This is a genomic window from Paenibacillus sp. MAH-35, from assembly GCF_058135425.1.
In genome coordinates, this window is the sequence record NZ_JBYUPU010000007.1 from 1 (window position 1) to 13,006 (window position 13,006).

Sequence of the window (13,006 nt, forward strand, 5' to 3'; positions counted from 1 at the left end):
AAATTAAATGAAGTGAATTAAGATTTGGTCAGCGTAACAAAACTACTGGCGTTCGAATTGTTGAAGCACATACAGCCTTTGAACGGGGTATCAGCCAAACAGCTTTACGCGATAGGCTGGTGCAGGCGGATAGACGGGGGAGAAAGTGTGGGATGCAAACCAGCATGGCATCGTCTGTGGACATACGACCAATCTATGTGTTGGGAGGCTTGCATCAAGATGATCAACAAACTGGAGTTCCATGAATTTATGGCGGGGATCCGGCCACAGACAGGAAAGCCGCCATTTTACATCGGGATTCACACGTTTCCCGTCACCGTGCTGAATTACCATACGTTTGTGGAGTTCACCTACATTATCGCCGGGAGCGGTTACCAAAGCATAAATGGAACCATGCATCGTATGGAGCCAGGGTCTGTTTCATTAGCGCTTCCCTATCATATTCACCAAACGATCAGTGATAAAGGCGCTGTGATTCAGAAATATTGCTGTCAGTTCGATATTAGCCTATTATTTGGCTCGCCTTATATTTCGGAATGGTTCGGACGGATGTATCAAATCGGGACACATCTTCCGTCAACTGCTTTGTTTCGTGAAGCAGAAGCTGCCCAGATCGAGCAGCTTTTTGCACGACTCCTGTTGGAGTACCGCAATGCAGATCTGCGCGGGCGAAACAACATGATATGCAACAAGTTGTCCGAGGCATTGATTATGTTTCTAAGAAAGGCCGAAACAGACGATCAACCGGCATATGCGATGGATCAGGACATTTCAGATCAGTTGTTCTGGAGAGCCCTTCACTATGTTCATGTGCATTTTGCAAAACGGTTAACGCTGGATATGATCGCCAGTTATCTTCATATCAGCGCATCGTATGTAAGTCGCCTGTTCCGCGAGAAAACCGGACGAAGTTTCCTGGAATACGTACATCAGCTGCGAGTGAATAGTGCAGCGAGCATGTTGATTACATCGGACAGGCCGATTATGGATATTGCGTTTCGTACAGGCTTCGAATCGGTTCGCACGTTCTACCGTGTGTTCAAGGAAGTAAAAGGGCAATCGCCGCGGGAATACCGGAATGTGTTCATCTGACAGGCAAGCAAAAGGGCGCTTCAAGACCACTTATAGGGTGGTTTGGAGGCGTCTTTGCCTATTATAGCCGGGTTGAAGAGTAAAGATCTGACAACGTGATTGTTTATTCTGTCGCGAATTTGACTTTGTATCGAGGTACAATCTAGGAGCAGTGGAAAGGAGGCAGGATTCAGACAGTTCGATTTGCATATTTTACGGGCCAGAAAAGCGTTATTGAACAAAATTCTGCAGGATCTTATTCAGCGCGGATTGACCGCTACGACTGCATGTGCGAGCAAGGGCGGTGCGAAGGAAGGGGGGCGGCGCTAAACCGTCAGAGGATCAGCAACCGGTCGAGCTGGCAGAAGTTTAACACAGACCAAACTGAAAACGCATACATCGAGATGATAAAAACTTGCACGATGCTAAGCTGGCTGATCTTCCGTTTTGGATATCCGGCGAAGCTGGTTTACAACAAGATGATTCATGATGCATGTCTGCACGTTGGTAGGCCGTTCCATCCAATGCACCATACATTGTTTTGGCGGGAGGAAACATGAACCATGCGACGTAATGTTCCAGTTTGGATGCTGACTCTACTAATTTCGTTGCCTTCATTTTTCGGCTTTGTACAAAAGGCCGAGGCGACCCATGCAGATCAGTTTAGTTTTGAATGGGTGGATATGGCCATCGGAGCCGCACAGGCTCACCTCGACGAATATGCGGCTTCGGGCGATCTTCATACCCCGCTGGCGCAGCAATTGGGAAATGCGCTTAATCAGGTTCGGCATCATCTGGAGAAAGGCTCCACCGGGCAAGCTTCCAAGAAGATGAAAGATTTTCAGAAACACCTTCACAATGAGGCAATGCAAGCATTTCTATCCGGTAATGTAAAGGAAACGCTCGATGTGTACGTCAAACTGATCGTAGAGGCTTTGGAACCGCCATCATCGCAGCCGGTGACTTTGGTAGTTTATGGTCAGCCTAATGCGGTGATCATCGTGCCGGAGGACGTTACAACAGGCAACCAAGCGCCCAACTGGTCCACCTGGAGCAATTTCGCGGGTACGGCCGAGCTTGTACAAGACACTGCACATACCGGTTTTTCCAGCATGCGGTTAAACGACATGAAACGGGGCGGCATTGCCCAAGTTATCGATCTGAAGCCGGGAACTGTTACAGCTCAAGTATACTATTACTCACCTTCCAGTCAGGTTAGCAGCGGGAAAATCGCGATCGGCATGAATTTGCGGGATGCGAATAACCAGCAGCTGTCAACAATCCGATCGGAATTCGTTCCTTTTGCGGATGCGTCTGGTGTATGGAGACAGCTCACGCTGCATCGCGACATCCCGGCAACGATCAACAACAAAACGGTTGCTCGAGCTCAATTGTTTGTGGATGTCGATGGCGGCGAAGGCGCTGGGGTATGGATCGACGATATTGTCGTTTCCCAGCAAGAGAGCAATGGCCCGCTCGTGAAAAACGGCGGCTTCGAGCAGTCTGCCAATCCATATGCCAAACCTCTGGTCGAGTATATTCAGAAGGCTACCGGAGTTGAACTGCCTGTTGTGACGAGCGAACCGGCCGGATTTAACGGTGTAAAAATGTACGTTGGCAAAAGTCGCGACGTCGATGAAGCGCGTCATCAGATTTTGCTGCAACAGTTGAATGAGCACGGCTTTGTGATCGACCCGCAGGAAGACGCCATTACGATCATCGGGACGACAAAGCGCGCGACGGAATTCGGCGTTTATTCGTTTCTGGAGCGTTACGTCGGCGTTCGCTGGCTGATGCCCGGACCGGACGGCGAGGACGTGCCTCAGCTCGGCAGCCTTGCTGTTCCGCGCATGCTTGTCCTTGATGAACCGGCCACGATTTCCCGTCACTTTTTTGGCATGGGAACTCCGTCCTCCTTTGCGGAGTGGGCCAAATACAACCGGATGGATGACAATATCCAGTTCCACCACAACATGGACCACTTGTTTGATCCCAACGTATTTGCCGATCATCCCGAGTATTATCCCGGCGGTGTGATTCCGACCGGAAGTTTTCAGCCATGCTTCAACAATACGACGGCTGCGGCGGCGATCCAACGCATCACAGCATATTTCGGTGCCAACCCGCAGGAGAACTCGTATTCGCTCGGGATGAACGACAACACCAATTACTGTGAAACTCCCGGTCATCCCGACTATTTAACGAAAACGAATTCGGTCGGCAACCTTCACCGTTCCGACCTGTATTACCGTTGGGTGAATCAAATCGTTGAGGGTGTTTTGCAAGAGTATCCCGACAAATACTTCGGTTTGCTTGCGTACAGAGAAATGTATGATCCGCCGATGAACCCGGACGGGACGCCGTATAAGCTTCATCCCCGAGTCATTCCTTACATTACGGACGACCGGATGTCTTGGATTGATCCGGATATGGGGGATATCGGCAAGCAGCACACGGAAAATTGGTTGCAATCGGCGACCCGTCTGGGCTGGTACGAATATTTATACGGTTCACCTTACAACGTGCCGCGCATCTATTCGCACAAGATGGCTGAACATTATCAATACGCCGACAACCACAGTGTGGTCGGACATGTGGCCGAGCTTTATCCGAACTTCGGAGAAGGAGCAAAACCTTGGGTTTCCGCCAAATTGCAGTGGAACCCGAACCAAAATGTCGATCAATTGCTGCAGGAGTGGTACGTTCGCGCCGTCGGCGAAGAAGCGGCGCCTTACGTACGGCAATACGACGAGCTGTGGGAGCAGTTTTGGACGACCCGCATCTTTAACTCGAGCTGGTATTTAGAGTGGAAAAACAGTCCGAGCCGTTCCAACTTCCTGAATTTGTTCGAGCACAGTTATTTGAAAGAAGTGACGAAAGCGGATATCGCCGAGAGCCGGCGTCTGCTGGAACTGGCTGTCGCGCAAGCGGGGACGGAGAAACAGCGAGCTCGCGCCGGGTTGCTGCTGCGCGCGTTTGAATTTTACGAAGCGTCTGCGCTCAGTTATCCGCGAAGCGGAGTTGTGGAGCCTCCCGCCAATGAGCAAGCTGCGTTATTGATGCTGGAGGATCTCGTCCAAAGCTATGAGATGGGCCAGAAACGGATGCAATTGGTGACCGATTTTGCGGGACATTGGGCGCTATACTTGCCGCTCAAACCCCCACTGCACGGAGGCGTTTGGGACGGCGTGCAGATGTCGCTTATTTCCGCGCTGCAAAGCTATGTCGGGACGATCCCGCAGGAACAAGTCGTCTCCACGCAACTGCGCCAATTCCTTGATCAAATTCCCGGATTCGGGAGTTCTGCTGTCGCAGTCAAAACGAATGCGCCAAAAGTGCAAATTTTGCAATCCCTCGATTTCCATACAGGACCATGGACAGAAGCAGAACCTTTCTCCGACTTTCTAGTGAAGAACTCATGGCAGGAGGCGCCTGTACAAACTAAAGTACGGCTGTTGTGGGATAACGAAAACTTGTATGTCGGATACGAAAACTTCGACCCTGCATTGGCGAATATGGTCGCAAGCGACGATGCTCCTAACGATTGGTGGAGAAGCGGCGCGGACGACTCGATCGAAACGTATGTGACCCTTAACCCGAAAGGCGCGTACTCCGGTTATTATACCAATCCGAAGGGCGTGAAGTTCGTTTACAGAAAATTGCCGGAGGGGACGCCCATTCCGCATACAGACTCTGGCTGGGCAGCTAATGCAAGTATGGGGAGCGATCGCTGGAGTGCGATTCAAGTTATTCCTTTTTCCAGTATCGGTGTCAACCCGAACGAAGATCGTACGCTGCAAGCCTTTTTCTTTAGGAACTATCACGGCAACTCCGTATCTTTAGGGTGGGGCGGTGGAGTGACCTGGAATACGGAAAGCTTTCATAAGCTCTATTTGGTGGAGACGAGTAATCGAGTGCAAAATGCTTCTTTTGAAAGCGGCAGTAACGAAAACACCTTTTCCCCTTGGACAAAGTGGGTACCCGACGCGACTTGGCAAAGCGTGAAACGGACGGATGCAATCGCGCACACAGGCGATTATAGCCTTGTATCCGAAGCGGTAACGCAAGGGGGAGGGCCAATTCAGGACATCGCAGTGACACCGGGCAAGTACAGAGCGACGGTTTATTTATATGCGCCTGCCGGGACAACGACGTCGGGCACGGTACAATGGTGGATGAACATTAAGGATCACGCAGGGGGAAGAAGGCTCCAGGCGGTTAAGTCTGAGCAGAGGCCGGTTGCCTGGGCGAATGGAAGATGGGCGAGTTTCGAATATACGTTCGAGATTAAACCCGATTACGCCGGCGTAGCCGCCAATCATTTGCAATTGTGCCTCACCTTATGGGGATTTGCTCCAGGCGAAAAAGTTTACATGGATGACGTCAAGCTGTACAAACTGGAATAATGCAAACCTCGTGTTCGATCTAGCAAGGAGTCTATTTCATACGGTCGGCTTATTCCGAGTCGGCGGCTTTCCACTCGAACGGATTTATTGTATGCTAGCTTTATATGGAGGGAGAGGGGAACTATGGTGAAACAATTGATCGTCGGAGACGCTTTGCATGAGTTGGCTGCTACGCGCCGCATCCTGGAGCGTTTGCCCGATGAGCAAATGTCTTGGAAGCCTCACGCGAAATCGATGACACTCGGCGGACTAACCACGCATCTGATCAACCTGCTGAACTGGCAAGTCGCGATTTTTCTTTATCCGGAATTCGATCTATCGACGGTGCCGTTTCGGCGGGAAGCTTTGGACAGACGCGAAGACGTGCTGAAGGAATTCGACGCGAACGTCGTCAAGATTGAAAGACTGTTAGCCGAGTGCGACGAGAAAACACTTGGTGAGGAATGGACCTTGCGGAACGGTGGTCATATCATCCTGAGCCAACCTCGGGCGCTTGCGCTTCGCACCTTCGGATTAAGTCATATGGTTCACCATCGGGCGCAGCTCGGAGTTTATTTGCGGCTTCTCGACATTCCGGTACCGGGCCCCTACGGTCCCTCAGCTGACGAGTAAGGCAAGCATGGTCTTAGATTTATTTTAAAAATTTAATAAATGGATTTCTAGGAGCTTGTCGCGCCGCGACAGCTCCTTTTTGAATTTATCGCCGATAGCCCCGTTAAGCTAGATGATGCTCCTCGGAAGTACCATTGAGAAAAAAGCATCGATTCTTATAGGTGCGAGTTCAATAATACAACTTGATATGGCTAGCGATGTATCAGCATCCTCGTTATGCTGACAGGAAGGTTAGCGGAGTGAAACAAAACTTGTAATGCGATGTACATTGTATTACAATTTGAATAACTTAATTGGAGGTGTGTGAAGTGGACAAGGAGATGATGAAGGGTAGTATTGATATTTTATTGTTGTCTGAACTAAACAGACACGATTCTTATGGATATGAAATTGTTAAAAACTTAAAACAAAGAAGCAATAACCTATATGATATGAGTGAAGGAACCTTATATCCCGCCTTAAAACGGTTGGAGAATAAGGGATTTGTAGAATCCTATTGGGGAGAAACTAGCGATGGCGGCAGAAGAAAATACTATCGAATAACTGAAAGCGGCAAGACTGAATTCACTCGGAAGATTAGACACTGGAAGGAACTTAATCTCATGATCGTAAATGTCACGGAGGGAGCGATATGAGCCATATTCATCGTTACCTTCAACAACTTTCTTCAAAGCTTGATTGCGATTTAAGTACAAAACAAGAGCTAATTGAAGAGTTTCAAGATCATTTGATGTTATTAAAGAGGGAATACACAGAGAAGGGGCTAGCAGACGATCTTGCAGAAAAGTGTGCAGTATTTGACTTTGGAGACAGTAAACTGCTTCAACACAAAATGGAGATGGAATTAAATCCCTTTAAAAAAATCTTTCGAGTATCACTATGGTTATCTTTGTGTGTTTACATATGGTTTTTGGTAATGGTCTTGTTTGTCGGAAAATTTGACAGAATGATAGATAAAGACTACGGCACGGTTACATTAAGATTTCAATGGGGAGATTATCCATCAAACTTGATCCCCTTTAAAAACATCGACCGTGAAATCTACCAATCTATTTTCTGGGTGTCAACTAGAAATGCTTTTGATATCACCTTTTTTAAAACAGCGATAGGTGTAAGCTTGCTATTTATTCCATTGGGATTTTTTCTTGCAATAATATTTAAGGTTTCAACTTTGACCCAATTCGTTATTTATACATTAATCATTAGTATGTTTATTGAATTGGTACAGTTTATAACCAATACAGGAGCATTAAATGTAAATGATATCTTATTTTATGTAAGTGGCTCGTTCATTGGATGGTTGGTTTATTCCTACTTTCAAAAAGGAAAAGTATCTCGATTAGGGAACATTGCAGCTTGATTTATTGAACTACCAGGTACGATAATGGAATTAGACGGGAGCAGACGACGCGGTGACTGCTCTTTTTTTCATTGAACGGGCAGGATAATTCGAACGTTTATGGAAACTTACGCTATCTCCTAAAGAGAGATATTGGACTTAACTTTCTTGTGCAAAAATGACATCAAGGAGGATCGGTAAGTGCGATTATTATTTCATCTAATTCATCGGACTTTGTGCAGCCAGGAACTGTCACGACTTATCTACAAAATGTCGCAAGAAGAATTCTTAAAGACTCTACATGATTTTGCCAAGATGGGGTTTCTTGAGAAAAAAACAGATCCGTTTGGCGTTAAGGAAGACTGGTATATTGTTACGGATAAAGGTATGCAATTTTACGAGGAACATCGAAGATTCTTGAAGGAGCTTTCATTCGAGGAAGATGATCTGGCTCACTGGATTCGTTTCATGGGAGAAGACTATGTGCCACCGATGGCAGTTCAGCCGGAGAATCGCACACCGCAGCAATTCGAGAAGTTGGATTTTGTCGAAATGGATACACGTTTTCGAAAGGTACATGACATTATACTGGAACGTGGCGGCATGGCACACTACAGCCGCAGTGCCCCTGCTTCGTTGGAGGAGATCCGGCAGGTGGAGTCCAAGCTGAAACGAAAGCTGCCTGTATCCTTCCGCAATACGTTGTTAAACTACTCGGGGAAGCTAAACTTCTTCTGGTCACTGAATAACGAAAATGCCATCGCTATTAAAAATGAAGGAGTATATACAGGTTACCATGAACAGATTATGAGTTTCACAAACGCGTCTGTCTCAAGTGGCGGCTACATCGATGGAATATGGGACTTGAGCCTGCTGGAGGAACTTGAAGAAGAGCGCGAGGGGAATACCTTCAACGATAGTGAAGTACGCAATCACTGGCAGGATTCTCTGATCTTCTGCAGACATGGGAATGGCAGCTATTTTGGAATCAAGAGGTCTACAGGTGAAGTGATTTATTTATCCATAAATATGGAAATGCACGGCTGGCGATTGGGACGTAATTTTGAATCTTTCCTGAGCCAGTGGAGCCGAGTCGGCTGTGCTGGACACTGGGGGGAGGATTTTTTCCTGCTATCGGACCGGGATACGCCTTACATCCATTCTGAATCACTAAACGGTAAGTTGGTTAGAAAGTGGTTATGGGCCGAGCGTACAGATTTCCATTAAAGGTAACAGTCTAAACGAAACCTCATCTACGACGTTCTCCTGTAACATTTTGGGAATATCATTTGTTTATCTATATAATATAAGAAGTAATTCATAAGGAGATGAGTTTGCTTTGATCAAAGCCCGCCTTTGTCTTTATGCACTACTACTAAGTTTCCCCCTTGCCTTGCAGCCGGCCGCCTCCAATGCTGCAACTGACCTGACCGAGGTAAGCTATCCCGAATTTCCCGTAACCGTGAACGGTACCGTGCTGGATGTACGGCACAGCGAATATCCGTTTCTCGTGTATAAGGACATCACGTACTTCCCGATGACCTGGAACAACATGACCGCGCTGGGGCTTACTGCACAGTGGGACCCGATGCAGGGGATGTCGCTTGCAACAACGAACGCCTGCGTACCATTGCAACAGGATTTGAATTCCACAATCCTTTCAAACGTTAATACTCAAGAAGCCGAGCTTGCCACATTTCCGATGCAAGTCAACGGACAAGGGATTGACCATGCGGCTGAACCGTATCCGCTGCTGCTCTACCGCAATATTACGTATTTTCCGATGACGTGGCGGTTTACGCATGACGTGTTTGGATGGGCGATGAGCTGGGATGCGGAGCAGGGACTCGGGATCGAGTCCTGCGGTGGCGTAACGAATACGCAAGGCAAGCAGAGCGACGCGCTTAATGTGGCGAACACCGGACAACTCGCCGTTCAGGGCGATTGGCTCTATATGAATCCGGAGATCAAGTATTTCGGGACGAGTCAGCTGGTCAAGCGGAAAATGGATGGCAGCGGGGAAATCAAGCTGTCGGACGACAATGCCGCAAACCTAAACCTGGAAGGGGATTGGCTGTATTACACGATTCGTTCCTCATTTGGACCCGGCGGCATCTATAAGATCAAAACCGACGGAACAGGGCGCATGCAGATTTCCATTGGCCCGGCCGAAAATATTTGGGTGTACAACGGCTGGATTTATTACATGCACGATACAAACGGCGGGGGCTATTACTGGACCGACAGTATCCGTAGGATGAAGACTGACGGTACGGAGGATCAAGTGATTCTGGCCAAAGACCAAAGTTCGTCCTTTTCCGGATTTTTCCTGGATGGAGATACGATCTATTATGTAAGACAGCACAGTCTGTATCGGATGAACCTGGATGGCTCTGAAAATCGGAAGCTTCGTGAGAAGGTGACCCGTGCGGTTGTCATCGATGGATGGATTTATTACGTTAGCGATAATGGCATACAGTTGAACAAAATGAGTGCGGACGGGCTGGTCGATATTCCGCTATATACCTCGGCACATTTGATTAGGACGATTCATTACCGGCAGGGCTGGATTTACATGGGCACAGGTAATTTCAGAATTATGGGCTCCGGCAATATCGACAAGCTCCGCATTGACGGTACGGGGGAAACCGGCCTGACGACCGCTCGTGCGACTTCACTTTACTTCGCGGGCGACACGCTGTATTACAACCACGCCTGGGAGGGGAACAGCCGGCTAGACCGTATGGAAATGAAATAACGGTCGGTTCTTGTTCATACGAGAATCATGCGCTTCAATATTCGCAGGGTTTATCGTCTCAACTAAGGGAATCATACATCCTTTAGAACCTGAGAAATTTGCGGAAGAGATCGGCTTGGATAAGAATGTCTTAAAGAAAATGTTCAGGCACTAAAACCGGAATCTAATCATTCCGTTTTTTTTATGGGTCAGTCATCCGACCGGATCCCAAAACAAAACCAAGGCGACCAAGGCGCTTTTAGTCGAGTTGCTGACATATGTATAAAATACGGGTTTTGTGAACATGTTATAAGCTTATTTAACACTGGCGGCCCCTATCAGTGTGTTTTCTCACTGCAATGCCATGATGGATGTTCTGAACATCCAACAAATCGATTAAGATCGACATCATTGAATTGTTTTATATCATAGGATTTAAATCCTCAGAATAATCCATATCTAAATAATTGTTCAAACCCGTATTGCTGTCTGCGACTAGATCCGGTATCGTACCGGCAGCGATTAAAGCTTCAATACCATCTTTAGCTGGGCTCGTTACTTTAAGCAGCTTTAGACTGATATTAGGATGTTTGGCTTTAACCGGTTTGACAAAGTGTTCCTCGAATTTTTCTTCTGTAATCCCTGTGTTTGCATCCAAAAAGAGAAGTTCAACCGGAGCGCCGGTATACTCGTATATTTTCTTAACATCTGGATCTTTCTCGACTTGTTCATTGGCACCTTTTTTTTCATTAGTTCCACAACCAGATAGTACACCCATAGAAAGTAATGCGCCGGTCAAAACCAGACTTATTACATAGCTCCTTTAACTAAACATTCAAATTCCCCCCATAGTAATTAGTACATCGTAGACGGGGCACAGCCTACGGCTGACCCAATCGGTAGGCACCTCTCCCCGGACTCCTCTTTAGAGAGACTCTTCTCCTTGCGCATAATTTTATGCGGTTACATTTCAATCTTCCCCCTTCAGTCGTACCTTGCGGCCGCGCTAACTTGAACCGTGACAGTAGCGGGTCCTCCCGCTCTCCGCCGATCCCGTCGGCAGCCTCAACCTCCCTCCTTCATATATGAAACGTTCGTAAACAAACCATGGACAAGAATCGATATTTACCAACCACATATCGTGCTCTCGCAGTAGGCAGTCATTGATAGGGATTGCTCAACTATGGGTTATGTATGCACATCAAAATAAGTTTACATAAATATTATTATGTTAACTATATATGTCTCCATTAAGCAGCTTCAATGTTCCCTTCCTTACAGACGATAATCACGTTCCTCTTCAGCAAGCGAATTGTCTTCCGTCCATCATCGTAAGGTTCTATTTCGGGACTGTGTATAAAATCGCAGCCTTCTACCATCTTTTATGTTGAATCTCCTCTCTCCTTTTGGCGTAATATCCTTCCTCCCCAAGCCAATGTATGGTCGCCCCGTCGATTTTCCCGGAATCATTCTTCCGGAAAGAAATACGTACATATGCCGCTTTCGCATAAAAATCAATCTGTTCCGCAGTTTCCGATTGGAGGAAAAGCTCCAGTTTGAACCCGAATATGGTAATGAACAAACGCCCCGGCTCCACGGTTACATGAATCGGAATAAACGCTTCATAGGTTCCGCAAAATCCTTCAAAACACGCGGGTTGCTCCGGTACCAGATGTTCGGGTTTGTCCGGGAAGGGTACCTCCGTCTCCCCAAACATCATTCCGGTCAAGTCCTGATTCATTTTTTCCAGAGGAGACAACAGAAAGTTGCTTAAAACTACGATCAATAGCCGTTCATCCGCATATCTGGTCATTCGGTTGTAATACCCGGGATTAGCCAATCCCCCATGATGAATTCGGGTTCTCAAGCTTCCGCCCAAAGTCTGCTGGTCAATGTACCATCCATACCCGTAATTTTGCAGAAGCGGGGTAAACAAACGCTCTCTGGTTTGCCGGCTGAACAGCTGGTCGGAATGCAGCGCTTGGTCCCATATATACAAATCACCGGTAGTGGAATACAGTCCGGCTGCTCCGGCATGGGTAGACAAATGTGCATACTCTCCATGAACGATCTCAGATCCTGCCGCAGAGTAACCATCTGCCCTGTGTTTCAGAATGCGATTATGAACATCGTAACCGGAGTGGTACATGCCAAGTGGCTGAAAAATATGATCCTGCAAAAACGCTTCGAACGGTTTCCCCGAGATTTGCTCAATTAAATAGGTCAGCAAAATATATCCGGAATTCCCGTATTGGAACTGCTCTCCTGGAGGAAAGGCAAGCGGCTGGTCGCGAAATTTTTGTACAACATTCTCCAGCCTCGTGGGTACTTTCGTGTTCAGGCCTACGGGATGTGATAGACCGGACGTATGCGTCAACAGATGATGAATGGTGATTTTATCCCCATTCGGAAAATCCGCTAAATACCGGCCGATCGTATGATCCGTGCTAATGCTGCCTTGCTCGTGCAGTATCATGATCGCGGCCGCTGTAAAGGACTTGCTTAAGGACCCCAACTGGAAGATCGTATCACGTGTATTTTTGACATCATGCTCCCGGTTGGCCATCCCGTAACCTTCGTTTAACACAATCTCGCCATTGTGCGCTACCAGTACAGATCCGCTAAAATAGTCCAATTTCTCGTAAGCTTGCAGATACTCGTTCATCCTTGTTCTCAACGTCTCATGGTTGTGAGCGAGAAAAGACCGGTCGAAGCATTCGGACGAAACGGAAAAATTCATAGCAGCATCCCTCCCGTTATCCATCTTATTGGCTTTTTGCTATCAAGATCATCAGACTGTCTCCATTCACACCATATAACGTAAAAAATCTGCAAATCGAT

General features: G+C 47.4%; 9 protein-coding genes. 7 read left to right on the top strand and 2 right to left on the bottom strand.

All coding sequences use genetic code 11. The annotated features are described in order from the left end of the window. Nucleotides 1–219: 219 nt before the first annotated feature. The 7 genes from AC3Y2E_RS09460 (at nt 220) to AC3Y2E_RS09490 (ending at nt 10,186) form a co-directional block, all read left to right on the top strand. Nucleotides 220–1,092, top strand: a complete 873-nt coding sequence (locus AC3Y2E_RS09460) for a helix-turn-helix domain-containing protein (RefSeq protein ID WP_379209478.1) — start codon at nt 220–222, stop codon at nt 1,090–1,092. A gap of 542 nt (nt 1,093–1,634) precedes the next feature. Further along, complete coding sequence (locus tag AC3Y2E_RS09465) at nt 1,635–5,477, top strand: DUF4838 domain-containing protein (RefSeq protein WP_379209480.1); 3,843 nt, start codon at nt 1,635–1,637, stop codon at nt 5,475–5,477. A gap of 123 nt (nt 5,478–5,600) precedes the next feature. After that, nucleotides 5,601–6,089: a DinB family protein gene (locus AC3Y2E_RS09470; protein ID WP_379209482.1), complete on the top strand. Its 489-nt coding sequence runs from the start codon at nt 5,601–5,603 to the stop codon at nt 6,087–6,089. A 308-nt stretch (nt 6,090–6,397) separates the two neighbouring features. Continuing rightward, nucleotides 6,398–6,724, top strand: coding sequence for a PadR family transcriptional regulator (locus tag AC3Y2E_RS09475; protein WP_379209484.1), 327 nt, complete (start codon nt 6,398–6,400; stop codon nt 6,722–6,724). Beyond that, nucleotides 6,721–7,449 (top strand): VanZ family protein, encoded by a 729-nt coding sequence (locus AC3Y2E_RS09480; protein WP_379209486.1) that lies wholly within the window; start codon nt 6,721–6,723, stop codon nt 7,447–7,449. Before AC3Y2E_RS09475 ends, AC3Y2E_RS09480 begins: the two co-directional genes overlap by 4 nt. A gap of 180 nt (nt 7,450–7,629) precedes the next feature. After that, the gene (locus tag AC3Y2E_RS09485; protein WP_379209488.1) at nt 7,630–8,655 is read left to right on the top strand and encodes an SMI1/KNR4 family protein; all 1,026 of its coding nucleotides are present in this window, start codon (nt 7,630–7,632) and stop codon (nt 8,653–8,655) included. Between the two features lie 112 nt (nt 8,656–8,767). Then, entirely contained in the window at nt 8,768–10,186 is a 1,419-nt protein-coding gene (locus tag AC3Y2E_RS09490; protein ID WP_379209490.1) for a DUF5050 domain-containing protein, read from the top strand. Nucleotides 10,187–10,586: 400 nt separating this feature from the next. Here the strand turns inward: AC3Y2E_RS09490 and AC3Y2E_RS09495 are convergent, their stop codons facing one another. Together AC3Y2E_RS09495 and AC3Y2E_RS09500 are read right to left on the bottom strand one after the other, a co-directional pair. Then, on the bottom strand, nt 10,587–10,964 hold the full coding sequence (locus AC3Y2E_RS09495; RefSeq protein WP_379209492.1) for a hypothetical protein: 378 nt from the start codon (nt 10,962–10,964) through the stop codon (nt 10,587–10,589). A gap of 573 nt (nt 10,965–11,537) precedes the next feature. Continuing rightward, on the bottom strand, nt 11,538–12,905 hold the full coding sequence (locus AC3Y2E_RS09500; RefSeq protein ID WP_379209494.1) for a serine hydrolase domain-containing protein: 1,368 nt from the start codon (nt 12,903–12,905) through the stop codon (nt 11,538–11,540). Nucleotides 12,906–13,006 lie beyond the last annotated feature (101 nt).

Coding starts and splice junctions, on each gene's coding strand:
- AC3Y2E_RS09480 (WP_379209486.1), top strand. CDS start 6,721: ATGAGCCATATTCATCGTTACCTTCAACAACTTTCTTCAAAGCTTGAT.
- AC3Y2E_RS09460 (WP_379209478.1), top strand. CDS start 220: ATGATCAACAAACTGGAGTTCCATGAATTTATGGCGGGGATCCGGCCA.
- AC3Y2E_RS09465 (WP_379209480.1), top strand. CDS start 1,635: ATGCGACGTAATGTTCCAGTTTGGATGCTGACTCTACTAATTTCGTTG.
- AC3Y2E_RS09470 (WP_379209482.1), top strand. CDS start 5,601: ATGGTGAAACAATTGATCGTCGGAGACGCTTTGCATGAGTTGGCTGCT.
- AC3Y2E_RS09500 (WP_379209494.1), bottom strand. CDS start 12,905: ATGAATTTTTCCGTTTCGTCCGAATGCTTCGACCGGTCTTTTCTCGCT.